The organism is Flavobacterium sp. ST-158 (assembly GCF_058309975.1).
In genome coordinates this window covers 749,328-774,449 of record NZ_JBZEEN010000001.1, presented here as the reverse complement: position 1 = coordinate 774,449, position 25,122 = coordinate 749,328, and the positions used below count along the sequence as shown (strand labels likewise).

Below are 25,122 nucleotides of genomic sequence, written 5' to 3'. Positions count from 1 at the left end.
AATTTTAAAGACTATACATCATCAAAATCCACATAAATAGTATCTGATGTTGGATGTGCCTGACAGCTCAGGATTAAGCCATCGGCAATTTCTTTATCAGTTAGGATAGAGTTTTTCTTCATTTCGGCGCTTCCTTCCGTTACGCGGCAAAGGCAGCTGCTGCAAATTCCGCCTTGGCAAGAATAAGGCGCATCGATTCCTTGTTTTAAGGCAGCTTCTAAAATGGTTTCTTTTTGAGACATTTCAAACGAAGTTTCTTCATCATCCACCATAATGGTAATTTTAGAATGTCCGCTTAAATCTTTGATTTCGTTTTCAAAAGCCGAAGCTGTAAAAAGTTCAAACTTAATAGCCGAATCTTTTACATTTTTTTCTTTCAAAATCCCAGAAACATTATCAATCATAGATTCTGGTCCGCATAAATAGAATTTTTCAAACTCTACGGCTGCGTGTTTGTTGTTCAAGACATAATTCACCACCGATTTGTCAATACGACCAAATAAAGCTTCATCAGCCTTAGCCTGACTGTAGACATAATGCACAAACAAACGGCTCACGTATTGCAAATGCAAATCATGTAATTCTTGGTGAAAAATGGTTTCTTCAGGTGATTTATTTCCGTAAACCAAAACAAATGAACTTTTTGGTTCGCTTTTTAAAACCGATTTGATAATCGATAGAACAGGAGTAATCCCGCTTCCAGAAACAAAGGCAACATAGTTTTTTTGTCTGCTTGCATCTGGTTCAAAGGTAAATTTTCCTTCTGGTTTTCCTACCTCCAGTACATCGCCTGCTTTTAATTGCTTATTTGCAAATTGAGAAAACAAACCATCTTTAACGGCTTTAACGGCAATGCGTAATTCGCCACTTTCAGGTGAGGAACAAATAGAATAAGCACGACGAATTTCTTTTCCGTCTAGTGTAAGTCTTAAGTTTACATATTGTCCTGCAATGAATTTATAATTGTCTTTTAATTCTTCAGGCACATTAAAAAGTATTGAAACGGCAGCGGCAGTTTCTCTTTTCACCTCTTTTATAAGGAGTTTAAGAAAATTTGGCATGTGATATAATTTTTTACAAAAATAGGAAACCCAATATAATTTAAGATATGTAATAACGGAATATTTTGAGGAATAATCAATTTTGGTTGATAAAAACTATTTATTAAAAATTATATTAAAAAAAGTAGCTGTTTTACTAATTCATGTTTTTAGGTTTTTTATTTAAACAATTGATTTTTAGTATTTCAGTGGGCTATAATTAGTTTGAGTCATCAATTTTTGAATTATTTTAAGATTGTTCTAATTGAAAGCCATGCATTTTAAGACTTTAAATTTCTATATTTCAAAAAGAAACGTATTTTTACCAGTCATTATACTAAAAAAACTTTTTAAAAGTTTAATGATAAAAACTGCGAACCATTGAAAACCAATAGAATTAAATATTCAATTCCCTTAGGCTGTTTGTGCATTTTAGTAGCCTGTTCTACTAAGAAGGATACTTTTTTGGCTCGAAATTCACATGCGTTAAGTACTAAGTATAATATTTTATACAACGGACAAATAGCATTGGATAAAGGAATTAAAGGAATTGAAGCCAGTAATCAAGATGATTTTTGGGATATTTTGCCTATCGAACCTTTGAATATTGACGAAGATTTAGTGGTTGCAGATACTACTAAAAATGCCGATTTTAAATTGGCGGAGACCAAAGCAACTAAGGCTATCCAAAAACATTCCATGAATATTCAGGGAAGAGAACGCAATACTCAAATAGACGAAGCCTATTTACTTTTAGGAAAATCCCGTTATTACGACAAACGATTTATTCCAGCCCTAGACGCTTTTAATTATATTCTATACAAATATCCTAACAGCAGCCGAATTGATGAAGCTAAAATTTGGCGTGAAAAAACCAATATGCGTTTAGGTAATGATGCTTTAGTCATTAAAAACATTACTAAAATGCTCAAAGAAACCAAAGCTAAAAAACAGGTTTTGGCTGATGCCAATGCGCTTCTTGCCGCTTCTTTTTTAAATTTGGAACAAAAAGACAGTGCTATTGTCAAATTAAAAAAAGCAGTAAATTTTAGTACACATAATAATGAAAAAGCCCGATACCGTTTTATTCTCGGACAATTGTATCAGGAAAAAGGAGAAAAGGATCAGGCGCGTGCTTATTATGAGGCAGTGATTAAAATGAATCGAAAATCGGATAGGAAATACATGATGCAATCTCAGGCGAGATTAGCGGAATTGTTTGATTATCAAAATGGAGATAAATTTGCCTTTGATGAAAAGTATCATAAACTATTAGCAAACCGAGAAAACCGACCGTTTTTAGACATATTAAACTATCAAATGGGGGTTTTTTATGATAAAATAGGAAAAGAAGACAAGGCATTAGAATACTACAATGCCTCTTTAGATAAAGCCCAAGCGGATAATTATTTAATTGCTTCTGATTATAGAAATATAGGAAACTTACATTTTAGAAATGCACGTTATCCACTTGCAGCTAAATATTACGATAGTACTTTAGTAAAACTCAACCCAAAAACCAGAGAGTTTATCCACATTGATAAAGTGCGAAAAAATTTAGATGAAGTTATTTTATACGAAGCCATAGCGGTTAGAAATGACAGTATTCTTCATGTAGTTGGATTGCCAGAATCCGAAAAAGTGGCTTATTTTAATGGCTATATCGAAAAATTAAAAAAAGAAGATGAGGCTAAACGAATTTTAGAAGAAAAAGAAGCCGAGAAACAAAAAAATATAGCAAGAAATAGTCAAGCTAATGTGGCCGATGTTGCAGTGGGTGCCAATGGAAAATCATTGCCTAGAACGCCATTTGCTCCACCATCAATGAATGGTCTTTCATCTGAAAATAACTTTTATTTTTACAACCCAACTACGGTTTCTTTTGGAAAAGTGGCCTTTAAGAAAAATTGGGGCAAACGTACTGCTACTGGTTATTGGAGGTTGTCTTCTTCGGCTAATGACATTGCTAATGATGCTTTTGCTAAAGATACTTTGGCGGTAGCTCAAAAAGATATTCTTAACGATTCTATTGCAAAAGAAGAAGGAAATCCTAAATACAATTCGGATTTTTATTTGAATCAATTGCCTACAACCACAGCTGCTATTGATAGCATTGCTAAAGAACGCAATGAAGCTTACTATCAATTGGGGATTATTTACAAGGAAAAATTCAAAGAAAATGAATTGGCTGCTAAAAAATTAGAAGAGTTATTAGCCAATAAACCAGAGGAAAAGTTAATCCTACCTAGTTTATACAATTTGTATAAAATTTATCAAGTTTCTGATGCTGACAAAGCCGAAAACATCAAGAACAAAATTATCTCTCAATACCCAGATTCGCGTTATGCACAAATTATCAATAACGGCAATGTAGTGGTAGAGGAGGGAAGTCCTGATGTGGTGTATAAAAAAATATACGAGCAATACCGTAACGAAGAATTTGATGCAGTATTAGGAAAGATAGATGGATTAATCAAGCAATTTTCGGGAGAAGAAGTGGTACCTAAATTTGAACTTTTAAAAGCCAATACCATTGCTAAAGTAAAAGGATTAGCAGCTTACAAAGAAGCTTTAGAAAACGTAGCAGATATGTATCCAAATACCGAAGAAGGAAAAAGTGCTCATAACATCTTGGCCGAACAAATTCCGTTATTAGAAAAAATGGATTTTGACTTCAAAGCATCTAATCATTGGAAAATATTGTATCCATTAGCTTTAGATGCGGAAAATGATAAAAAAGCCATTCAAGAAAAAATAACAAAGTTTATGAGTGCTGAGAATGCTCAAAGATTAAACTTGGCTTTTAATTCTTATGATGCAAATACAGGTTTTGTAATTATTCAAGGAATTACCAATCAGGAATATGCAGCGGGTGTGGCACAGTTATTAAAAGAAAATCCAAGTTATAAAATAGCAACGCCAGCTATTATTATTTCGAATGAAAATTATAAAATAATCCAAATCAAGAAAAATCTAAATTCCTATTTAGAAGCAAAAAAAGAATAACGATGTTTAATAAAAAAGAAAAACCCTATACTGACCTTTTAGGAAAAACCAATAGAATTGTTGAAGGAACTGTAATAAAAGGAGATATAATTTCGAAAGCTGATTTTAGATTAGACGGAGAATTAATTGGGAATTTTCAATCTACCGGAAAGCTGGTAATAGGGCCTACAGGAAGTGTTACAGGCGATATTAGTTGTAACAATGCCGATATTGAAGGAAAATTTAATGGCAACATTAAAGTAACTGAATTGTTAAATATAAAATCCAAAGCGAGTATCCAAGGCGATGTTATCGTGGGCAAATTATCAGTAGAACCTGGTGCCGATTTTAGTGCTTCCTGCTCTATGAAAGAAAATGTAAAACTAACAAGCGATGGAAAAGAAACCCAACAACAAAAAATCAAGTAAGTGGCTGGCTTTAATTAATATTCCCATTCAAATGGGGGTAATCATATTTTTGTTCTCTTATTTGGGTGATTGGCTTGATGAAAATCATCCCAGCCCTAAAATATATTACAATAAGGTTTTGGTGATGGTAGGGGTGTTCTTAGCATTGTATAATGTAATAAGGCAGGTAAACGAGATTAATAAGGAAAAAGAATAATTAAAATAAACGCGCTTTATAAGCAAAACAGCGATTATGTTTTTAAAAAATTACAGGTCATTTCTATTTTTACTAGTATCAGTAATTATAGCTTATGGAATACATAAATTGGTTTTTTATTTTTTTAAGATCAATCAAGATGCTTTTTATTATAGCTTAGAACAATTGTATGGCATCTTTTTTATTCTTTCAATAATTATAATTACTATTTTGCTAAAGATAAAAGAGCGCAATTTTGATCAGTTAGGAATGTCTTTCTTGTTATTAACCAGTGTCAAAATGCTGTTTTATTATTTGCTTTTGAGGCCAATTTTGAAGATTAAGCATTATGATATTGCCACGGAAAAAATGAATTTTTTTATTCTATTTGTCCTTTTTTTGACAATTGAAACAATTGTAACTATAAGAATATTAAGCGAGAAGCCTTAAAAAACGGCTTTTATAAAGGTATTAAAAAAAATATATTTTCATATCCTTTCGGATATTAATAAAAAATGTACCTTTGCGCCAAATTTTAGAAACGTAAATATAACATATTTTGTAATTATGGTGATTTTAAAGAGACCACTTAGATTGATTTTAGTAGCATTTTTAGCGTGTCTTCCAATGATTAGTTTTGCAAATCAAGAAGTTGATTCGACACAAGAACATGCAGAAGCAGCTCATGAAGTAGTAGCTGAAGGACACCATGAAGGAGGTCATGCTGAACCAACAGATTTGAAATCTAAAATTAAAGCTTTTATTGGTCACCACGTTTTAGATTCTCATGATTTTTCATTGACTCAAGATGATGAAACAGGAGAAAACTGGGGAATTTCTTTACCAGTTATTTTATGGGATAATGGATTACACGTTTTTTCTTCGGCTAAATTTAACCACGGACATGAGGTAGCAGAATCTAATGGTAACTATTACGCTATCAACCACCACGATGGTAAAATTTATAGAACAGATGCTTCAGGAACAATTACTGAGAATGAAGAAACAGGTTTCCCTACTAATGTTCGTCCTATTGACTTTTCAATTACTAAAACGGTAGTTTCAATTATTGCTGCTGCTATTTTAATGTTTTTTGTTTTCACCAGTTTAGCAAAATCGTATGCTAAAAATGGAGGAATCGCTTCTGGTGCAGGTCGTTTCTTTGAACCACTTGTAATTTATGTGCGTGACGAAATTGCTATCCCGAACATTGGAGAGAAACACTATAAAAGATACATGAGTTATTTATTGACAATCTTCTTCTTTATATTGTTCTTAAATATCTTCGGTTTAACACCACTAGGAATTAACGCTACAGGAAATTTAACAATTACTTTTTCTTTAGCAATTTTAACTTTTTTAATTACAAATCTTACTGCCAACAAAAATTATTGGGGACACATTTTTTGGATGCCGGGTGTGCCAAAACCAATGCGTATCATTTTAGCACCAATTGAGTTATTGGGTGTTATGATTAAACCTTTCTCATTAATGATTCGTTTGTACGCGAATATTTTTGCAGGACACATTGTATTGATGAGTATTATCGCTTTAATGTTTATCTTTAAAAGCTGGATTGGAAGTAGTTTATCATTTGGATTAGCATTTGTACTTTCAATAGTTGAAATTTTGGTAGCCTTCTTACAAGCGTATATTTTCACAATGTTATCAGCGCTTTATTTCGGTTCTGCGGTTGAAGAACACCACCACGAAGAAGGGCACCACTAAAAAGTTATAGGTTAAAAGTTAAGATTTATTCGGCAGTTTTTGAACGTATAACATTTAACTAATAACACATAACCATTAAATTGAATGTTTAATTTTTAATATATATAATTATGGAAATTCCAGAAATCGTAGGAGCAGGAATGATTGTTATCGGAGCAGCTTTAGGTATTGGTAAAATTGGTGGTTCAGCAATGGACGCTATTGCTCGTCAACCAGAAGCTTCAGGTAAAATCCAAACAGCTATGCTTATCGCTGCTGCACTTATTGAAGGTATTGGTTTCGCTGCTTTATTTGCGAAATAAGACTAAAAAAATCAATAGTTACAACGGTTGGTTGTAACTATTGATTTTAAAATTAAAACATTACATTGCAGGATTGCAATAAGATTAAATTTAGAATATAAAACTTAGAATTATATATAATGGAAAAGTTAATTAATCAGTTTGAGTTTGGTTTGTTTTTTTGGCAAGTATTAATATTTGTTGGATTAATATTTTTATTGAAAAAATTCGCTTGGAAACCTATTCTTGATGCCGTTAATGAAAGAGAAGAAGGAATTAAGAATGCATTAGAATCTGCTGAAAATGCTAGAAAAGAAATGCAAGAACTTCAGGCTGATAACCAAAGAATCTTAAATGAAGCGAGAGCGGAGCGTGATGCTATGTTGAAAGAAGCTCGTGAAATGAAAGAGAAAATGGTTGCTGATGCTAAAACAGAAGCTCAAGCGCAAGGAGCAAAAATGATCGAGCAAGCTAAAGCAGCAATTGAAAGTGAGAAAAACTCAGCAATGGCAGAATTGAAATTACAAGTTTCTTCATTGTCATTGAGTATTGCAGAGAAATTATTGAAAGACGAATTATCTAATACTGAAGCTCAAACTAAATTAGTTGAGAAAATGTTAGGTGACGTAAAGCTAAACTAATATTATGGCAGGTACAAGAGCAGCAATTCGTTATGCAAAAGCAATCCTTAGTATGGCCGACTCTATTGGAGTAGCCGCTGAGGTAAATAACGATATGATTTTAATTGCATCAACCATTAAAAGTAACTCTGAATTAAATACTTTTATCCAGAGTCCAACTGTAAGTGTTGAAGTAAAAGAGAAAGCATTGTTAGAAGTTTTTGCTACAATCAATGGTGTAACTAAAGGTTTCTTTCATTTATTATTCGAAAATAAAAGATTTGAAATTCTGGAAGCTATTGCAGTAGCATATTCTAATTTATTTGACATTGAAAATGGAGTTGAAGTTGCAAAGGTAACTACAGCTATCCCAATGGATGCAGCATTAGAAGCTAAAGTATTAGCTAAAATTGCATCTTTGTCAGATAAAAAAGTGACAATTAATAATATTGTAGATCCAGCCATTATTGGAGGATTTATTTTAACTATAGGTGATAAGCAGTACAATGCTTCTATTGCCAACCGATTACAAGTATTAAGAAAAGAATTAAGTAACTAGTTTTATTGCACATTAAGTGTCTAAATTATAAATTAAGATGGCGGAAATCAAACCTGCTGAAATTTCAGCAATATTAAGAAAGCAAGTAGAAGGTTTTGAATCTGGCGCTACGCTAGAGGAAGTAGGAACGGTACTTCAAGTTGGAGATGGTATTGCTCGTATTTACGGGCTTTCGAATGTACAATATGGAGAGTTAGTAGAATTTGAAAATGGTCTTGAGGCTATTGTATTGAACTTAGAAGAAGATAACGTAGGGGTGGTACTTTTAGGACCATCTACTGGAATCAAAGAAGGTTCTACTGCTAAAAGAACACAACGTATTGCTTCTCTTAAAGTAGGAGAACAAATGGTAGGACGTGTAGTAAACACTTTAGGTCAGCCAATTGATGGTAAAGGACCTATCGGTGGAGAATTATACGAAATGCCATTAGAAAGAAAAGCTCCTGGAGTAGTTTTCCGTCAACCAGTAACAGAACCATTACAAACAGGTGTTAAAGCGGTTGATGCTATGATCCCTGTTGGACGTGGACAACGTGAGTTGGTTATTGGTGACCGTCAAACAGGTAAATCAACTGTTTGTATCGATACTATCTTAAATCAAAAAGAATTTTATGATGCTGGTAAACCAGTATTTTGTATCTATGTTGCTATTGGACAAAAAGCTTCAACTGTAGCAGGAATTGCAAAAATGTTAGAAGAAAAAGGAGCAATGGCTTATACAGTTATCGTTGCTGCTAATGCTTCTGACCCTGCTCCAATGCAAGTTTATGCTCCTTTCGCAGGTGCTGCAATCGGAGAATATTTCAGAGATTCAGGTCGTCCGGCTTTAATTGTTTATGATGATTTATCTAAACAAGCTGTTGCTTACCGTGAGGTATCTCTTTTATTAAGAAGACCACCGGGACGTGAGGCTTATCCTGGAGACGTTTTCTACTTACACTCTCGTTTATTAGAGCGTGCTTGTAAAGTTATCGCTGATGACGGAATTGCTAAAAACATGAACGACTTACCAGATTCTATCAAAGGAATCGTAAAAGGTGGAGGTTCATTAACAGCTTTACCAATTATCGAAACTCAAGCTGGTGACGTTTCTGCATATATCCCAACAAACGTAATCTCTATTACTGATGGGCAAATTTTCTTGGATGGTGATTTGTTTAACTCAGGGGTTCGTCCTGCAATCAACGTAGGTATTTCTGTATCTCGTGTAGGAGGTAATGCTCAAATTAAATCAATGAAAAAAGTATCAGGTACATTAAAATTAGACCAAGCTCAATTCCGTGAATTGGAAGCGTTTGCTAAATTTGGTTCTGACCTTGATGCTGTTACTTTAAATGTAATTGAAAAAGGAAAAAGAAACGTTGAAATCTTGAAACAAGGTTTGAACGATCCTTATACTGTTGAAGACCAAGTAGCGATTATCTATGCTGGATCTAAAAACTTATTAAGAAATGTTCCTGTTGCTAAAGTAAAAGAATTCGAGAAAGATTTCTTAGAATTCATGAACGCTAAGCACAGACCAACTCTTGATGCTTTGAAAGCTGGAAAATTAACAGACGAAATTACCGACGTAATCGAATCTGTAGCAAAAGAAGTATCAGCAAAATATAACTAATCTAGTGAATAGTAATTAGTGATTAGTCAAAAGCTAGTCACTAATTACTTATTACTATTTACTTAATAAAAAATGGCAAACTTAAAGGAAATCCGTAATAGAATTACTTCCGTTTCATCTACGATGCAAATCACATCGGCGATGAAAATGGTATCTGCAGCCAAGCTTAAAAAAGCTCAGGATGCAATTACAGCCATGCGCCCTTATGCCGAAAAATTAACGGAATTATTACAAGGTCTTTCTGCTACTCTTGACGGAGGAATTGGGGAAGAATTTACTACACAACGTGAGGTAAAAAAAGTATTATTAGTTGCTATCACTTCTAACAGAGGTTTATGTGGTGCTTTTAATACCAATGTAATTAAAGAAGCTAAAAATCGTGCAGCTTATTTTGCAGGAAAGCAAGTTGATGTTTTTGCTATTGGTAAAAAAGGAAATGATATTTTATGCAAAACAAATACAGTTATTGACAATCAAAGTGCAATTTTTGATGATTTAACTTTTGATAATGTAGCGGCTATTGCTGAAACATTAACTCAAAAATTTGTTAGTGGTGAGTACGATAGAATTGAATTGATTTATAACCAATTTAAAAATGCGGCTACTCAAATTGTTCAAACAGAACAATTTTTACCATTAGCTCCAGTAAAATCAGATTTAAATGTTGCAGCTGGAGATTATATCTTCGAACCATCTAAAGAAGAGATTGTATTGACTTTGATTCCTAAATCATTGAAAACACAATTGTACAAAGGAATCCGTGATTCTTTTGCTTCTGAGCATGGTGCACGTATGACAGCAATGCACAAAGCAACCGATAATGCAACTGAATTGAGAAATCAATTAAAATTAACATACAACAAAGCACGTCAAGCTGCTATTACTAACGAAATCTTAGAGATTGTTGGTGGAGCAGAAGCTTTGAATGGATAATATTTTTATTCAATATAGATTTAAAAAGTCCCGCAATCGCGGGACTTTTTTATTTAACGTTATAAGTAAATTACAAAGTCGGGTACATTAAATTTGTTTTCATTGCAATTAAAATAGATTATCTTTTTATTCGTTATAAAAAAGATAATGAATCATTTCTCAGCTTGAACGATTAAATCAAAGATTTAGTTATTTTTGTTTCTTGAATATCTATAAGACATCACATTTTGGGTTTATATAAAAATCTTTTTAAACAAACAGCCATTTACGGACTCGCTACGGTGATACCTAGAATGTTCAGTTTTCTGTTAGTGCCGCTGTATACTGATTTACTTCCAAAAGACGAGTATGGAAAAGTAACCATCATATTTTCATGGATGATCTTTTTCAATGTAATCTTGGCTTATGGAATGGAAACTGCTTTTTTTAGATTTTATAATAAAGAAGACAATAAAAAAACAGTAGTAGAAACTTCGATGATTTCTATTTTCTGGACCACCATTGTTTTTTTAGTTCTAGCACTTTTATACCGTACAACCTTAGCGGATTGGTCTGGAATCGATTCCCAATACATCACCTATACCATTTGGATTTTGGCTTTGGATGCCTTGGTGATTATTCCTTTTTCCAAATTAAGAGCTATCCAAAGACCAATTATGTATGCTATAATTAAGATTGGAAATGTTTTAGTAAATCTTTTATTAAGTATCGTTTTCTTAATTTATTTACCCAAATTATCGGCTTCACATCCAACAGGAATTGTCAGTTCTTTTTATATCGAGAATTTCCAAGTAGGTTATATTTTCTTGGCTAATATTATTTCTAGTTTATTAACCTTTGTGGTTTTATCTCCAGATTATGTTTTTCTAAAATGGAAATTCGATTTTAGTTTGTGGAAGCGAATGATGGTGTATGGATTGCCTATTTTAGTAGCCGGAATTGCCTTTGCTATCAACGAGCAATTTGACAAAATTTTATTGTCTAAATTATTGCCTAAAAGCATTGCTGATTCTGAAGTAGGGGTATATTCGGCTTGTTATAAGTTGGGATTATTTATGGTTTTATACCGTACCGCTTATACGCTTGGAATTGAACCATTCTTTTTTAGTCATGCTAAGAATGAAAATGCGCCACAAACCTATGCTATGGTGACTAAATACTTTGTCATCTTTGGTTCGTTTATTATGCTTAGTGTAATTGTTTTTGCTGACCTTTTTAAAATTATTATGATTCGGGATGAATCCTATTGGGTAGCCATGAAAGTGGTGCCGTTGATTATTTTGGCCAATTTCTGTCTGGGAATTTATACGAACCTTTCTGTTTGGTACAAATTGATTGACAAAACCTATGTGGGGGCTTATATCTCAATAGTTGGTGCCATCATAACCTTAGTACTTAACTTTTTATTGATTCCTTCTCATAGTTATGTAGGTTCGGCCATTGCAACATTAGCTGCTTATGGAAGCATGATGTTAATTTCCTATTATCTGGGAAATAAATATTATCCTATTCCTTATGATTTCAAAAAAATAGGTGGTTATCTAGGATTGTCTATACTATTCTCGGTGGTTTCTTTTTACTATTTTAGAGAAAATTACTTTGTTGGAATCGGTTTGTTAGTTTTGTTTCTTTATTTCATTTACCATAATGAAAAAGCCACACTGATGAATATTATTAAACGCAAAAACAACTAGTAAGAATAAGCTTTGACCTGTTCCTACTTTAAAAATATAAATATGAAAATAAACATTATCAATAAATCACAACATGCCTTGCCTAACTATGAAACCATAGCTTCAGCAGGAATGGATTTAAGAGCAAATTTAACAGAATCGATAGTCTTACAACCTTTAGAAAGAACTATTGTTAAAACAGGTCTTTTTATCGAATTACCGATAGGTTACGAAGCACAAGTACGACCAAGAAGCGGACTCGCGTTTAAAAACGGAATTACAGTTTTGAATAGTCCTGGAACGGTTGATGCCGATTACCGTGGCGAAATAGGCGTGATTTTAGTGAATTTATCCAATCAAGCTTTTGAAATCCAAAACGGGGAACGCATTGCTCAATTAATCATTGCCAAACACGAACGCGCCGAATGGTTTGAAGTACAAGAATTATCAGAAACTTCAAGAGGTGCTGGTGGATTTGGAAGTACCGGAGTAAAATAAAATTTAATAATTTAAAGATTCAATGATTGAAAGATTTTTTAATCTTTCAATTTGATAATCTTTTAATCTTTCAATCAAAAACATGAAAATAATTGTTCCAATGGCTGGACGTGGTTCACGTTTACGCCCACATACACTAACCATACCTAAACCATTAATTCCAGTTGCTGGAAAACCAATTGTACATCGATTAGTAGAAGATATTGCTGGAGTATTAAATCAAGAAATCGATGAAGTTGCTTTTATCATTCACGAAAGTTTTGGCGAAAAAGTTGAGCAGGATTTAATTGCTATTGCCGAAAAATTAGGAGCTAAAGGAACTATTTATTACCAAAATGAAGCTTTAGGAACAGGTCATGCCATTATGTGTGCCAAAGATTCGCTTTCTGGACCAGCAGTAATTGCTTATGCTGATACATTGATTAGAGCTGATTTCGAATTGGATCCAACTGCTGATTCGGTAATTTGGGTAAAACAAATTGAAAATCCAGAAGCTTTTGGAGTAGTAAAATTAAACGCAAATAGCGAAATTATAGAATTGGTTGAAAAACCAAAGGAATTTGTGAGTGATTTGGCAGTTATTGGAATTTACTATTTCAAAGACATTGCTATTTTAAAACAAGAATTGCAAAATGTTCTAGACAACAACATCCAAAATGGTGGCGAATACCAAATTAACGATGGTATCAAAAACATGATGGCTAATGGAAAAGTGTTTAAAACTGGCGAAGTAAGTGCCTGGATGGATTGTGGCAACAAAAATGTTACAGTAGAAACTAATTCAAGGATGCTTGCTTTCCTTGCAGAAGACAAAGAAAGCTTGGTATCTAAAAATATAAAAACAGAAAATTCAACTATCATTGAACCTTGTTTTATTGGAGATGATGTGGTTTTAATCAATGCTACTGTAGGACCAAATGTCTCTTTAGGGAATGGTTGCCACGTAGTTAACAGCAGTATCAAAAACAGTTTGGTTCAAACACATGCTCATATTAAAAATGCTAATTTAGACAATGCTATGATTGGTAATCATGCTAGTTTTGATGGCAATTTTACAAGCATCAGTATTGGAGATTATTCGGTATTAGAATAATTTTGAGTTATAAAATCGTCTAATTTGTTACAATGAAAAAGGCCTTTTCTTTAATGATAATGTTGGTTTTGCTAAGCAATTCGGCTTTGTCTTGGGGACAAACGGAGCCTGAAGAAATTAAACTTGACGACAATAAGTTTAAGGATTATTTTTTTGAAGCTTTAAAACAAAAAGGTATCGAAAATTATGATAAAGCTATTGTTGCCTTAGAACGTTGTTTAAAAATTGACGCGAATAATGCCGCTATTTATAACGAACTAGGAAAGAATTATTTTGCTCAAAAAGACTATAAAAATGCCTATTCTTCTTTTGAAAAAGCCAGTACAATAGATCCAACTAATAAATGGTTTTTGATAGGAATGTATGATGTTGATTATGCCACGAAAGATTATGTTGATGGAGTTAAAGTAATCAATAAACTCATTCCATTTGATGCGAAGTTTAAAGAAGATTTGACATCACTTTATATGAATACAGGCGAATTTGAAAAAGCCTTGTTGCTCATTAATGAATTGAATGAAACCGTTGGAAAATCAGACAGAAGAGAGAATTATAAATTACAGATCTTATCGCAAGGAAAATACCAAGATGCCGAAATAAACAACTTAGAGGAGCAAATTAAAAAATATCCTAAGGTTGAGGAAAATTATATTTCACTGATTTACTATTATTCTAAGAAAGATGATTTAGAAAAAGTACTGGAAACAGCCCATCAATTAGAAAAAGAAATTCCGAATTCAGAATGGGCTCAAGTGAGTTTGTTTAAAAACTATTTAGAACTTGATGAAGCTGAAAAAGCCATAAAAGCTATGGATATAGTTTTGTCAAGTACTAAAATTGATAACAAGATCAAGCATCGCATTTTTAATGAGTTTTTAATTTATGTCAATGCGCATCCACAATATACAGCTGATTTAGATAAGGCAATTGGATATTTTGAAGAGGATAAAGATGTAAACGTTGCTAAGGAAATTGGTAAATATTACCATAACAAAAAGCAATGGGATAAGGCGGAAAAATATTATCAACTTTCGTTTAAAAACAGCAATCCAACGGATGTAGAAACTAATTTGCTGTTATTGGATGTCTACGTTCAATCGGATCAATTTGATAAAATGGCTACAACTGCGAGTGAAATGGTGGAATTGTATCCAGTACAACCACAGTTTTATTATTATGCCGGATTAGCCTACAATCAATTGCAACAATTTAAAAATGCAAAGGATATGCTTGAAATGGGCATGGATTATGTAGTAGACGATATTACATTAGAAATAAATTATAACATTCAGCTAGGAGAAGCCTATAATGGTTTAGGAGATACTAAAAAGAAAGTATTTTATTTTTCGAAAGCGGACGAATTATTAAAAAAACAAAAATAAAATGAATAAATTCTTAGCATTATTAGCTATCATTTTTATGGTTTCCTGTAAACCCAAAGCTATTGTTAGTTCGACTACGGTTACTGAACCAGTTGAAAACATGAAAGTTTCAAAAATAATAGACAGTCATTATAGCAATAAAAGCGATTTTTCTACATTATATATCAAAGCCAATGCGCGTTATGCTGATGATAAACAGTCCCAAAATGTAACTGCCGAAATTAGAATCAAGAAAGACCAAAAGATTTTAGTTAGCATTCGTTTTATAGGCATTACAATGGCAAAAGCATTAATTACACCAACATCGGTTAGTTATTACGAGAAAATAAAAGGCACTTATTTTGAAGGCGATTTCAGTGCGTTGAGCCAATGGTTAGGAACGGATTTGGATTACGATAAAATTCAAAATATGTTAGTAGGAGAAACTTTGGACGATATGTATCAAGGAAAATACACGCAGGTTTTGCTAGACAATTTGTATCGATTAGATGATGCTAATAATGGAAATACACAAAAAAGCTATTATTTTAATCCAAATGATTTTACTGTAAACAAACAAGAAGTTGCACAAAAGGCTGAAAACAGAACCATTCAAATTTCTTATCCGGAAAGAGTAGCTTATAAAGAAGCTAATTTGCCTGCAAGTGTGGAAATCAAAACAGAACAACCTAAAGGAAAATCGGAAATAAACTTGAATTACAACTCCGTTTCATTCAATGAAGAACTTTCTTTTCCATATAGTGTTCCAGATGGTTACAAAAGAATAATAATTAAGTAAATTTGCATAAATATATTTTTTAAGATGCCAAAATATTTCCTTAGCCTGCTATTTGTGTGCTTGACTTCTACAATTTGGAGTCAATCGCAGCAAGAAAAGTTAGAACAACGCAAAGCTCAAATTCAAAAAGAAATTAGAGACAATGAAAAGATGTTGCAAAACGTTAAGTCAAAGGAAAAATCAGCTATGAATGTTTTTTTGATTCAAAAAAACAAAATTAGACTGAAAGAAAATTTGATTAGTACTACTGAAAAACAAACCCGACTTTTAGCCGATGACATGTATCGCAATCAGCTTAAAATAAATAAATTGAATAGGGAGTTGAAAGTATTGAAAGAAGATTATGCTAAGAAAATTGTAAATTCTTATAAAAGCCGCTCCGAACAAAGTAGAGCGATGTTTATTCTTTCTTCCGAGAATTTTTTGCAAGCTTACAAAAGAGCTCAATATCTAAAACAATATACCAGTTTTAGAAAATCGCAAGGCGAGGAAATTAATGCAAAATCGAAAGAACTAATTAGTTATAACGAAAAATTAAAGATTCAAAAGATAGCCAAACAAAAATTATTGGCCGAAAATCAAAAGGAGCGATTGGAGCTTGTAAAAGAGAAACAAGAGCAAGAAAAATTGGTTAATTCGATAAAAAAAGACAAAAACAAAATTGTTTCTGACATTCGAAAAAAACAAAGAGAATTTAAAACGATTGATGCTCAAATTAATCGTTTGATTCGTGAAGCTATTGCCGAAGCCAATAGAAAAGCAGCGCTTGAAAGAGCTAAAGCTGCAGCTAGCGGAGATAAATCTAAAACAACCGAAGTAAAAAAATCAGTTTCTAAGGCATCGGTATCTTCTTCCAGAATTGAATTGACACCTGAGGATAAAATTATAGCCGATAATTTTAGAGCCAACCGCGGAAGCCTGCCATGGCCTGTAGAAAAAGGTTTTATATCCTTAGGTTATGGAGACCAGCCCCATCCTATTTATAATACATTAGTAGTACACAATAGTGGTTTGGAAATTACCACTAATGAAGGAGCCAATGCCAGAGCTGTTTTTGGTGGAGTGGTGTCTAGTGTACAGATTATATCACCAGTAAATAAAGCCGTTATTATTCAGCACGGAGATTATTTTACAGTGTATCAATATTTGAGTTCAGTTAATGTATCGCAAGGAGAAAAAGTAAGTATTAAACAAAATATTGGTCGAATCCGTACCAATGGCGATACCGGAAAAACTGTAATTAAGTTTTTATTATTACAAAATACTACTTATATGAATCCACAAGGTTGGTTAGCTAATTAACAAATACTTGATGAAAGCAAAAAAGCGAATCGGATTTTCTGATTCGCTTTTTTTATGTTTACTGTTGAAATTTGGGTTTTTTATAGAAAAAATTACTGTTGCTGTTGTTGTTGCTGTTGGTACTGTTGTTGTTGTTCGTGATGTTGCTGCTCGGCAAAATCCAATTGTACCAAATATTCGTCAGAGAGCTGTTGTAATTGCACATTGTTTACTTCTTCGTATTGTCTTCCGTCTTCATAGCCAATAGAAACCATTACAGAAAGTGACTGTTTAGAGATGCCTTTGAAAGTTCCTTTTAGAGGCGTGCATTCAGTGAAGTTTTTTCCAACCGAAAGTTTGATGTGGTTGTCCATAGTCCAAATGTTATTGGTAGGATCAATACCCAGCCAACCTTGTTTTGCTGTATATACTTCCACCCAGGCATGCGTGGCGCCTTCTCCGCGGAGATCAGTTTCATTAGAACAAACATAGCCACTTACATATCTGGAAGGAATACCTGCTGTTCTCAATAGTTGTAATAACAAATGGGAGAAATCCTGGCAAACGCCTTTTTTAAGTTCTAAGATTTCATCAATGGTAGTGTTGATAGTGGTAATTCCTTTTTTGTATTCAAAATTACTATAAACATATTCACTACATAGTTGAGTAATTTCTATTATGGATTTATTAGTAGCATCAATTTCTTTCAAAATGGCTTTAATTTCATTTTGCTTTTTGATGCTTTCCGGATAACAAAGTCGCAACAGGTAGATGTCATTTTCTAAGTCTAAATCGCTTGGTTTTGTTTCATCAATTTCAGGTATTTTAAGCGAATGATTGACACGAACTTTCATTCGGGTTTCAATAGTCATCTCGTTATGAGGATATAAGGTGTTAAAATTCCCCACACGGTTGCCATGATAATCATTAGAACTGGAAACGTCCGGATTTTGTGATATCAATAATTGGAACTGCAATACGTCTTGATTTAGGAAATTATGAGGAAACAAACGAATTTCATTGATACTTTCCTTAATCGGTAAGTTGTATTGGTATTTTGTGATGTGATTGATGTTGTAGACTGCCATAATTTTTAGGAATGAGAAAAGAATAATTTAGAAAAATCTATCGAAAATTGTATCAATTGTTCTTTGGTGTTATTAAGTACTTGTTCTAATTGTTGGCTTGTTAGATGATGGTAATCCGTGAATTCTAATGAGCTTTTGAGTCGTCCAAATTGATTGCGCATGGTGGTAGCTTCTACAAAACTATTGCTCTTGAGAATAAAATCTAAATAGGTTTCTATTAGCCCCAATGTAAAAATTACCGAATGTGCAAAATCAGGATTAAAAATCACATGCTGAATTACTTTGCGATTATGAGTGTTATTGCTATAACTTTTTAGATACAATTCGTAACCGGACAAGGACAGTAAAAGCTTTCTCCAATACAATAAATCTTCATTACTGTCTAGATTGTAACCAATAGGTTCGTAATACGACTGTGTCATCGAAATGGTTTGTAAACACCTTTCAATATGTTTTCCAACACTGGAAAAACTCCATCCCAATCCTCGAGGCATAGTAACATGAAAAATTCCATTATAGAGTAAGAAATCTTTATTGAGTTTAGCCAAAATAGTGATGGCTTCATGAGTTTCCAATCGTTGGGGCAAATCAGGCGCCTTGATATAATGGTACATTGAATTGATGTGCTCCCAAAGTTCCTTAGTAATTTTATCCTGCGAACCTCTTGCGTTTTCTCGGGCCTTAGTGATAAGGTTCTTGACCGAATTGTGGTTGTTGCTGTCGCAAATAATGTATTTCAACACAAAATTTGTATCAAATTGGTATTGGGTGATGTATTCAGGATAGAGATCCGTATAATATTTTAATAAGGGTTTGTATCCTTGATAATCATTTGTTTCTTTATCAAAAGACATGATGTATAGAATGTTAGTTGTTAGTAACATACCATCAGTCCTTTCCATATATCTATTGAGCCAAAACATTCCGTCTGCAACTCTACTAAGCATATTTACTCCCATAACTATTTCTTTAAAAGGTTAATAACCAATTCTTATTATTTCATTATCCAAGTATCTTTACTTCCACCACCTTGGGAGGAATTCACTACCAATGAACCTTCGGTTAAAGCTACTCTGGTTAAACCACCAGGTACAATTTGGACTCCATTAGGACCACACAAAGCATAAGGTCTTAAATCAACATGCCTTAGTTTTAGTTCGCCATCAATAAAACAAGGCACGGTACTCAATTGTATGATAGGTTGTGCAATAAAATTGCGAGGATTTTTGGCAATAGCTATTTTAGCTTCCTCTAATTCTTCTGCGGTAGCTTTGTTTCCCATAATCATTCCATACCCTCCACTTTGATTGGTTTCTTTGATAACCATGTTTTCCATATCGGCAAAAACTAATTCTCTTTCCTCAGGGTTTTCCATTTGATAGGTGGGCACATTTTTAAGAATAGGTTCTTCGTTCAGGTAATATTTAATCATGGCTGGAACATAAGCATAAACCGCTTTATCATCGGCAACACCATTTCCTACGGCGTTTACTAGGGCTACATTTCCCATTTTATAAGCGCTTATTAGTCCTGGAACTCCTAAGGCACTATCGGGTTTAAACACTAATGGATCTAAGTATTCGTCGTCTAAACGTCTATAGATGACGTCAACTTGTTGCAATCCCGAAGTGGTTTTCATATACACTTTGTGATTGTTTACCACAAGGTCACGACCTTCCACAAGTGGCACTCCCATTTGTCTAGCCAAAAAAGTATGTTCGTAATATGCCGAATTATACACTCCAGGAGTCAGTAAAACTACATTGGGTTTTGAGATATTTCTAGGAGATAAAGACACTAAGATGTTGTGAAAAATCATCGGATAATTGACCACCATACTTACATTGTTTTCACTAAACATCTCCGGAAAAATCCTCTTGGTGATTTCTCGGTTTTCAAGCATATAACTTACACCGCTTGGACATCTTAAATTATCTTCAAGAACATAGAATTCGCCCTTTTCTCCTCTAATTAAATCGATTCCTGCAATATGCACATGGATGTTATGAGGCACTTTAACACCTTGTATCTCTGGGAGATAATGAGGACAGGAGGCAATCAATGAAGCAGGCATAATGCCGTCTTTTATAATGTTTTGTTCATTATAAATATCTTCTAGGAATAAATTCAAGGCATTCAATCGTTGGGTGATTCCTGTTTCAATTTCAGCCCATTCGTTTTTGGTAATGATTCTGGGAATAATATCAAAAGGAAATATTCTTTCAATTCCTTGATTATCATCACTGTAAACAGTAAATGTAATCCCCTGGTTCATAAAAATATCCGAAGCCTGTTTCTGTTTTAAATCAAGTGTTTCAAGATCCAAACTTTCTAATGTTTGCAATACTTGTTTATAAGAGTCTCTTACTCCTTCCTTAGAAAACATTTCATCCCATCCTTTTGGGCCTAATTTCGGCGTTAAATTTACCATCCTCTAATTATTGAAAAATTAATAAAAACCAATTTTGGTTATAAAAACATCAGTATTTAGGCTAATTTAATAATTTTAAGGATATGTAAATTAAATAATGTTGAGAATAATATAATTAATATAGCATTCTTTTTTTGGGTATGCGTTTTTTGAGAATTAGTGTTTTAAACTTATTTTTTTTTAATATTTCTCAACTCTTAAAATAGAAAACAGCTTCTTTTGCGCCTAATAAGAACATTTAAAAAAAGAAAAATAATATTAAAAATGAGCTGTTTATAGCAAATATCAGAAGTAAAGTTAGGGCGTGCTAATTTTTGATATTAAATAAATAGTAATAAATTGTTATTTCGAGTTCGTAAAAGTAGATTCCATTGATTGCATCATGCGCTCAGTAGACCAAGTTCCTGATACAATCATGCGTCTTACGGTGTAAAGGGGATCAATAGAATCTCTTTTGGTAGAAAGGATATAAGCCATTTTATAGCCGCTTTTCTTAATTTCAGGAATGGCTTCCTTATTCCATAATCCAAAGGGATAAGCAAAATAGTTGATGGGTTTTTTAATGATTGCTTCTAGTTTGGCTTTTGGTTTAACCAATTGGGTATTCCAATCTTCGCCAGCGTATTTGGTTACCATGTGATGGTCCCAAGTATGTGCAGCAACGGTATTTCCTGCATCTGATAGTTCTTTAATTTCGGCAGAACTTAAATAATTAGGGCGATTGATAGAAACAGTCATGACAAAGAAAACGCCTTTGAAATTGTATTTTTTCATTTCGGCTGCGCCAATGCTGTATTGTTCGCCTCGCGTATCATCAAAAGTAATCATTACTGGTTTTTCGGGCAAAGCTTTGTTGTGTACCAAATAATCATACAATTGATCGGGCAAAATACTTTGGTAACCCGCATCGGCTAAGGCTTTCATTTGTTCGGCAAAAGCAGCTGGTTTTACAGTATAGGTTTTGGTCATTTCACCAGCGGAAGCCGAGAAATCTTTGATATTATGATAGCATAAAATAGGAACTTCTTTTTGAGCCAATATGGCTGCGGCATCGTTCGTAACTATTTTAGTTGCTTCTTTTGGAGGAGCAATAGTTTCTGGAGTTACAACTTCTTTTGCAGCAGGAGTAGCTTTTTTTTGTTGGCAACTCAGCATCAAAAAAACACCAACAATGGCTATCAATATCGATTTTTTCATTTTGAAATCCCCTTAAATTATTGAAACTGAATGTAACTTGGTTTTGGCGAAAATTGCAACAATTGCTCTGGTGTGTACATTTTCCAGTCGTTCCAGTTGTCGTTTTTATAAAATAATTTAAAGCCTGTAAACTGAACCGGTTCTCTGTAAATGTATCTTAAATAGGTAGAGCGTTTTAAAACTTGACTTCCAAAACCGTCCATATCCATCACAATTTGAACTTCGGGAACTCTTTTAATAGCTTTGTAATTAGTTACCATTCCTTGGGTAAAACGGTGTACTACTAAGATTTTAGGAGTTAATTTCTTTTCGCGTACAATTTGAGCCAGAATATCAATAGCGTCATTGATATCATCGGCGGACATGGTTCCGATTTTTTTGCCAGGAGTATGACCTTCTTTCATCGAAAATTCAGGATCAATTCCCAAGTGAATATTTGGTTTTGCCAGATATTCGACCAGTTGGCTTACTTCTTCTTTTACGGTACTGTGTCCCACTTGAATGTCTAAAAACACTAAAGCATTGATGGGTTTCGCCCAATTTAATAGTGTATCAATTTGCTTAAAAGGCATGCGCATATTGTAGCGATTGGCTGCTCCCGGAGCGCCTTGAGCAGAAACGGCTATATAATGCAAAGCCGGAATAGTAGTCACACTAGAATCGGCAGCTTGCCATTTGGCCACTTCGGCTTGTAGTTTTTCAATCATTTCAGCTCTAGGATATTCTCCTAAAACACCCATTCTTTTCGAATACAAATTACCGTAAAAAGCAATAATACGATGGTAAGGCAATAAGGCACCTGGTAAAGGATAAGGCGCTTTTACCGGCCATCTTCCCGTGGTATCTTTATTGGCTAATGCCTTCATTCTTCGGTTGTAATCAACAGTGTCAATGGTAGTGATGGCTTTCTTTTTAACGCTATCTTTTTTTACTACAATACTGTCTTGAATGCTAGTTTCTTTAGTACTTGATTTGCTTTGGTTGCAATTGGTAAAAAGTAAAAATAAGGAAGGACAAATAAGAATTGCTAAAGCATATTTTTTCATAAAGAAGTTCATTTGAATTTAGTACAAATGTAAACTTTTTAAGTAACGCGCTATCGATATAATTAGTATTCTAAGCGTAAAAAATTATGATTTTTCTACTGGGTAAAATTAGCAGAATTCAAAAGGGTTTCTCTATGAGTTTTCTGTTCTTAATGAGTCTTTTTGTTGTTAAAAAAACAATTCTTTTTTATCTTTATCTGAAATAAGTATACTATGAGGAAAATTTCTCTATTTGTGGTAGTTATTTTTGTTGGCATCTTCATCAACGCAATTTCTGTTTATTCGAAAGAAAAAGTAGAAAATTCTAGCTGTTATCTTGATTTGTTTTTTCAAAAAACACAAGAGTTTACTCCCTTGGATACTATCAACAAGCAGACCATTAATATTTTTTTTAAGAAATATTCAAATTTACAATCGTACCAATCTAAAGTTACTAGTTTATATGCAACTAGAAAATTCAATTCCATTTGGTTTGATTCAGATTGTAAGTTGATTCCTTTGGCTTCTTTATTGTATTCTAAAACCAATTCGTTGGAAGAGGAAGCAGTTGCATCCTGTTTTGATTATCAGGATTTAGTAGATGGAATTTTTGATACTAATTCTATTTTGCCACATCTTTCTGATACCGATACTGAAATGATGTTGTCCACTTTGTATGTGTATTATGTTGAAAAGGTATATGACGATTTTAAGAGCAATGATTTGCAAAAAATGGGCTGGTCTTTGCAAAAAAAGGAATTGGATTATAATGAATTTCTCGATTCGGTTCTAGAGCATCCAAAATTGTTGGATAAGGCAGAAAAATACCAGTTTAGTCAATATTACAAACTGCGTTCGGTTTTAAAAAAATACCGTGAAATTGAGAAAAAAGGAGAGTGGAATACTATTGCTTACGATTCTACAATCCAAAATTATAAACCCTACGATAGTTCCGCTACCATAAGTCAAATTAGACATCGACTTTATATTATGGGCGATTTGGAGCAGGATTCTAAAAGCGCCCTTTATGATAATGAATTAATGAAAGCCGTATTGCGTTTTAAGAAAAGAAATGGCTATCAGGCTAATTATTTTATCTCTCCTTGGCAGATTCAACAATTGAATTTACCAATTGAACATTACATTCAAAAAATAAAGATAAACATGGAGCGCTGCCGCTGGGTTGACCCCGAATTGACCAATACCGATGCGTACATTATGATTAATATTCCATCGTATAAATTAGTTTATGTGAAGGATGCCAAGAAATTATTGGAATCAAATGTTTTTGTGGGGCAGGACATGATGCAAACACCCATTTTTAGTGCCTGTGTAAGTTCTATTGTTTTTAGTCCGTATTGGTATGTGCCTCAAAGTATTATAAACAATGAAATCAAATCAAAAATGGCTCGGGATAAGAATTATTTAAATGACCATAATTTTGAATGGAACAATGGTAATGTTCGTCAAAAACCCGGCATTAAGAATGCCCTTGGATTGGTAAAGTTTGTTTTTCCCAATAAAGATGATATTTATTTGCATGACTCACCGGCTAAGATGCTTTTTAATTTAGAATATCGTGCTTATAGTCACGGTTGTATTAATTTACAAAAGGCTAAAGATTTGGCTTTGTTAATCTTGAAAGATGATCCAGATTGGCCAGAAGAATGTATCAATTGGGCCATGCAAGGCGAAAAAGAAAACAGATGCAAGTTGAAAAATGAAATTCCTATCCATTTAACCTATTTTACCGCTTGGGTCGACGATCAAGAAATACTCCATCTTAGTGATGATATTTATGGAAGAGATGCACAATTAGCGCAACTTATTTTTAAGGATTAAAGCAGAAATAGTTTAAGGTTTTAAAGACGCAACTTCTTTTAGGGTAACCATTTTTTTATTTTTGTTGCTCCAGGAATTCATTACATAATTCATCACATCAGCAACTTCTTGGTCACTTAATCCCAAAGGGGGCATGATGGTATTGTATTTTTTGGCATTGACGGTTATCTCTCCTTTTTGGCCATATTTTACACCATGAATGCTTGCCGTTCGGTTCTTTTTCAAATAATCAGAACCATCAAGAGGCGGAAAAGTACTGCCGTTTCCTTTTCCAGTAGCCAGATGGCATTGGATACAGAAATCAGTATAGATTTCTTTGCCTTGAGCAATGCTTTTTTGCAAAGGCGTTTGTTGCTGTTCCTTTACTGTTAAATACTCTTTTTGAGAATCCATGACAGTTGTTGGACTCCAAAAAGACAAAGCTGTTACAAACACGAAGCCCAATCCTATATTTATTTTAGTAATCATGA

The 25,122-nt window shown here is 33.4% G+C and carries 23 protein-coding genes; 16 read left to right on the top strand and 7 right to left on the bottom strand.

The features are described from left to right. Positions 1 to 11 precede the first annotated feature (11 nt). Complete coding sequence (locus AC4FRF_RS03265; protein WP_491158022.1) at positions 12 to 1,061, bottom strand: 2Fe-2S iron-sulfur cluster-binding protein; 1,050 nt, start codon at positions 1,059 to 1,061, stop codon at positions 12 to 14. 360 nt (positions 1,062 to 1,421) lie between these two features. On the opposite strand from AC4FRF_RS03265, the gene porW reads away from it, so the two are divergent. From porW to AC4FRF_RS03190, 15 genes are all read left to right on the top strand, one after another. Further along, on the top strand, positions 1,422 to 4,046 hold the full coding sequence (gene porW / locus AC4FRF_RS03260) for a type IX secretion system periplasmic lipoprotein PorW/SprE (protein ID WP_491158021.1): 2,625 nt from the start codon (positions 1,422 to 1,424) through the stop codon (positions 4,044 to 4,046). Positions 4,047 to 4,048: 2 nt separating this feature from the next. Further along, positions 4,049 to 4,453, top strand: a complete 405-nt coding sequence (locus AC4FRF_RS03255) for a bactofilin family protein (RefSeq protein WP_491158020.1) — start codon at positions 4,049 to 4,051, stop codon at positions 4,451 to 4,453. Then, positions 4,419 to 4,649 carry an AtpZ/AtpI family protein gene (locus AC4FRF_RS03250; RefSeq protein WP_491158019.1) on the top strand — a complete coding sequence of 77 codons (231 nt, stop codon included), beginning with the start codon at positions 4,419 to 4,421 and terminating at the stop codon, positions 4,647 to 4,649. The genes AC4FRF_RS03255 and AC4FRF_RS03250 overlap by 35 nt, the downstream gene beginning before the upstream one ends. Before the next feature lie 546 nt (positions 4,650 to 5,195). Then, entirely contained in the window at positions 5,196 to 6,356 is a 1,161-nt protein-coding gene (atpB, locus tag AC4FRF_RS03245; RefSeq protein WP_491158018.1) for a F0F1 ATP synthase subunit A, read from the top strand. A gap of 110 nt (positions 6,357 to 6,466) precedes the next feature. After that, positions 6,467 to 6,658, top strand: coding sequence for an ATP synthase F0 subunit C (gene atpE / locus AC4FRF_RS03240; RefSeq protein ID WP_486241319.1), 192 nt, complete (start codon positions 6,467 to 6,469; stop codon positions 6,656 to 6,658). Positions 6,659 to 6,777: 119 nt separating this feature from the next. Then, positions 6,778 to 7,278: a F0F1 ATP synthase subunit B gene (locus AC4FRF_RS03235; RefSeq protein ID WP_491158017.1), complete on the top strand. Its 501-nt coding sequence runs from the start codon at positions 6,778 to 6,780 to the stop codon at positions 7,276 to 7,278. A gap of 4 nt (positions 7,279 to 7,282) precedes the next feature. Beyond that, entirely contained in the window at positions 7,283 to 7,816 is a 534-nt protein-coding gene (atpH, locus tag AC4FRF_RS03230) for an ATP synthase F1 subunit delta (protein ID WP_491158016.1), read from the top strand. Between the two features lie 37 nt (positions 7,817 to 7,853). After that, entirely contained in the window at positions 7,854 to 9,431 is a 1,578-nt protein-coding gene (gene atpA, locus AC4FRF_RS03225; protein WP_491158015.1) for a F0F1 ATP synthase subunit alpha, read from the top strand. A 72-nt stretch (positions 9,432 to 9,503) separates the two neighbouring features. Beyond that, on the top strand, positions 9,504 to 10,364 hold the full coding sequence (gene atpG, locus AC4FRF_RS03220; protein ID WP_491158014.1) for an ATP synthase F1 subunit gamma: 861 nt from the start codon (positions 9,504 to 9,506) through the stop codon (positions 10,362 to 10,364). Between the two features lie 227 nt (positions 10,365 to 10,591). Then, positions 10,592 to 12,058, top strand: a complete 1,467-nt coding sequence (locus AC4FRF_RS03215) for a lipopolysaccharide biosynthesis protein (protein ID WP_491158013.1) — start codon at positions 10,592 to 10,594, stop codon at positions 12,056 to 12,058. A 42-nt stretch (positions 12,059 to 12,100) separates the two neighbouring features. Then, positions 12,101 to 12,535: a dUTP diphosphatase gene (dut, locus tag AC4FRF_RS03210; protein ID WP_491158012.1), complete on the top strand. Its 435-nt coding sequence runs from the start codon at positions 12,101 to 12,103 to the stop codon at positions 12,533 to 12,535. 82 nt (positions 12,536 to 12,617) lie between these two features. Further along, complete coding sequence (locus AC4FRF_RS03205; RefSeq protein ID WP_491158011.1) at positions 12,618 to 13,628, top strand: sugar phosphate nucleotidyltransferase; 1,011 nt, start codon at positions 12,618 to 12,620, stop codon at positions 13,626 to 13,628. A gap of 32 nt (positions 13,629 to 13,660) precedes the next feature. Next, entirely contained in the window at positions 13,661 to 15,010 is a 1,350-nt protein-coding gene (locus tag AC4FRF_RS03200; protein WP_491158010.1) for a tetratricopeptide repeat protein, read from the top strand. A gap of 1 nt (position 15,011) precedes the next feature. Further along, positions 15,012 to 15,788, top strand: a complete 777-nt coding sequence (gene lolB1 / locus AC4FRF_RS03195; protein WP_491158008.1) for a lipoprotein insertase outer membrane protein LolB1 — start codon at positions 15,012 to 15,014, stop codon at positions 15,786 to 15,788. Between the two features lie 24 nt (positions 15,789 to 15,812). After that, complete coding sequence (locus tag AC4FRF_RS03190) at positions 15,813 to 17,090, top strand: murein hydrolase activator EnvC family protein (RefSeq protein WP_491158007.1); 1,278 nt, start codon at positions 15,813 to 15,815, stop codon at positions 17,088 to 17,090. Between the two features lie 92 nt (positions 17,091 to 17,182). On the opposite strand, the gene AC4FRF_RS03185 is transcribed toward AC4FRF_RS03190, so the two are convergent. The 5 genes from AC4FRF_RS03185 to AC4FRF_RS03165 all read right to left on the bottom strand — a co-directional run bounded on the left by AC4FRF_RS03185 (position 17,183) and on the right by AC4FRF_RS03165 (position 22,831). Next, positions 17,183 to 18,157 carry a transglutaminase family protein gene (locus AC4FRF_RS03185; RefSeq protein WP_491158006.1) on the bottom strand — a complete coding sequence of 325 codons (975 nt, stop codon included), beginning with the start codon at positions 18,155 to 18,157 and terminating at the stop codon, positions 17,183 to 17,185. Positions 18,158 to 18,162: 5 nt separating this feature from the next. Next, complete coding sequence (locus AC4FRF_RS03180; RefSeq protein WP_491158005.1) at positions 18,163 to 19,116, bottom strand: alpha-E domain-containing protein; 954 nt, start codon at positions 19,114 to 19,116, stop codon at positions 18,163 to 18,165. Between the two features lie 35 nt (positions 19,117 to 19,151). Continuing rightward, positions 19,152 to 20,588 (bottom strand): circularly permuted type 2 ATP-grasp protein, encoded by a 1,437-nt coding sequence (locus AC4FRF_RS03175; RefSeq protein ID WP_491158004.1) that lies wholly within the window; start codon positions 20,586 to 20,588, stop codon positions 19,152 to 19,154. Positions 20,589 to 20,930: 342 nt separating this feature from the next. Further along, positions 20,931 to 21,785, bottom strand: coding sequence for a polysaccharide deacetylase family protein (locus tag AC4FRF_RS03170; RefSeq protein ID WP_491158002.1), 855 nt, complete (start codon positions 21,783 to 21,785; stop codon positions 20,931 to 20,933). A 17-nt stretch (positions 21,786 to 21,802) separates the two neighbouring features. Continuing rightward, on the bottom strand, positions 21,803 to 22,831 hold the full coding sequence (locus tag AC4FRF_RS03165) for a hypothetical protein (RefSeq protein WP_491158001.1): 1,029 nt from the start codon (positions 22,829 to 22,831) through the stop codon (positions 21,803 to 21,805). 213 nt (positions 22,832 to 23,044) lie between these two features. Here AC4FRF_RS03165 and AC4FRF_RS03160 point away from each other — a divergent pair, with 213 nt between their 5' ends. Continuing rightward, positions 23,045 to 24,652: a L,D-transpeptidase family protein gene (locus tag AC4FRF_RS03160; protein WP_491158000.1), complete on the top strand. Its 1,608-nt coding sequence runs from the start codon at positions 23,045 to 23,047 to the stop codon at positions 24,650 to 24,652. A 12-nt stretch (positions 24,653 to 24,664) separates the two neighbouring features. Here AC4FRF_RS03160 and AC4FRF_RS03155 read toward each other — a convergent pair whose 3' ends face one another. Continuing rightward, complete coding sequence (locus tag AC4FRF_RS03155; protein ID WP_491157999.1) at positions 24,665 to 25,120, bottom strand: c-type cytochrome; 456 nt, start codon at positions 25,118 to 25,120, stop codon at positions 24,665 to 24,667. Between the last annotated feature and the right edge of the window lie 2 nt (positions 25,121 to 25,122).

Coding starts and splice junctions, on each gene's coding strand:
- atpE (WP_486241319.1), top strand. CDS start 6,467: ATGGAAATTCCAGAAATCGTAGGAGCAGGAATGATTGTTATCGGAGCA.
- atpB (WP_491158018.1), top strand. CDS start 5,196: ATGGTGATTTTAAAGAGACCACTTAGATTGATTTTAGTAGCATTTTTA.
- AC4FRF_RS03170 (WP_491158002.1), bottom strand. CDS start 21,785: ATGAAAAAATCGATATTGATAGCCATTGTTGGTGTTTTTTTGATGCTG.
- AC4FRF_RS03155 (WP_491157999.1), bottom strand. CDS start 25,120: ATGATTACTAAAATAAATATAGGATTGGGCTTCGTGTTTGTAACAGCT.
- AC4FRF_RS03175 (WP_491158004.1), bottom strand. CDS start 20,588: ATGGTAAATTTAACGCCGAAATTAGGCCCAAAAGGATGGGATGAAATG.
- AC4FRF_RS03165 (WP_491158001.1), bottom strand. CDS start 22,831: ATGAAAAAATATGCTTTAGCAATTCTTATTTGTCCTTCCTTATTTTTA.
- AC4FRF_RS03180 (WP_491158005.1), bottom strand. CDS start 19,116: ATGGGAGTAAATATGCTTAGTAGAGTTGCAGACGGAATGTTTTGGCTC.
- lolB1 (WP_491158008.1), top strand. CDS start 15,012: ATGAATAAATTCTTAGCATTATTAGCTATCATTTTTATGGTTTCCTGT.
- AC4FRF_RS03185 (WP_491158006.1), bottom strand. CDS start 18,157: ATGGCAGTCTACAACATCAATCACATCACAAAATACCAATACAACTTA.
- atpA (WP_491158015.1), top strand. CDS start 7,854: ATGGCGGAAATCAAACCTGCTGAAATTTCAGCAATATTAAGAAAGCAA.
- AC4FRF_RS03250 (WP_491158019.1), top strand. CDS start 4,419: ATGGAAAAGAAACCCAACAACAAAAAATCAAGTAAGTGGCTGGCTTTA.
- AC4FRF_RS03160 (WP_491158000.1), top strand. CDS start 23,045: ATGAGGAAAATTTCTCTATTTGTGGTAGTTATTTTTGTTGGCATCTTC.
- AC4FRF_RS03205 (WP_491158011.1), top strand. CDS start 12,618: ATGAAAATAATTGTTCCAATGGCTGGACGTGGTTCACGTTTACGCCCA.
- atpH (WP_491158016.1), top strand. CDS start 7,283: ATGGCAGGTACAAGAGCAGCAATTCGTTATGCAAAAGCAATCCTTAGT.
- AC4FRF_RS03265 (WP_491158022.1), bottom strand. CDS start 1,061: ATGCCAAATTTTCTTAAACTCCTTATAAAAGAGGTGAAAAGAGAAACT.
- dut (WP_491158012.1), top strand. CDS start 12,101: ATGAAAATAAACATTATCAATAAATCACAACATGCCTTGCCTAACTAT.
- AC4FRF_RS03235 (WP_491158017.1), top strand. CDS start 6,778: ATGGAAAAGTTAATTAATCAGTTTGAGTTTGGTTTGTTTTTTTGGCAA.
- atpG (WP_491158014.1), top strand. CDS start 9,504: ATGGCAAACTTAAAGGAAATCCGTAATAGAATTACTTCCGTTTCATCT.
- AC4FRF_RS03255 (WP_491158020.1), top strand. CDS start 4,049: ATGTTTAATAAAAAAGAAAAACCCTATACTGACCTTTTAGGAAAAACC.
- AC4FRF_RS03190 (WP_491158007.1), top strand. CDS start 15,813: ATGCCAAAATATTTCCTTAGCCTGCTATTTGTGTGCTTGACTTCTACA.
- AC4FRF_RS03200 (WP_491158010.1), top strand. CDS start 13,661: ATGAAAAAGGCCTTTTCTTTAATGATAATGTTGGTTTTGCTAAGCAAT.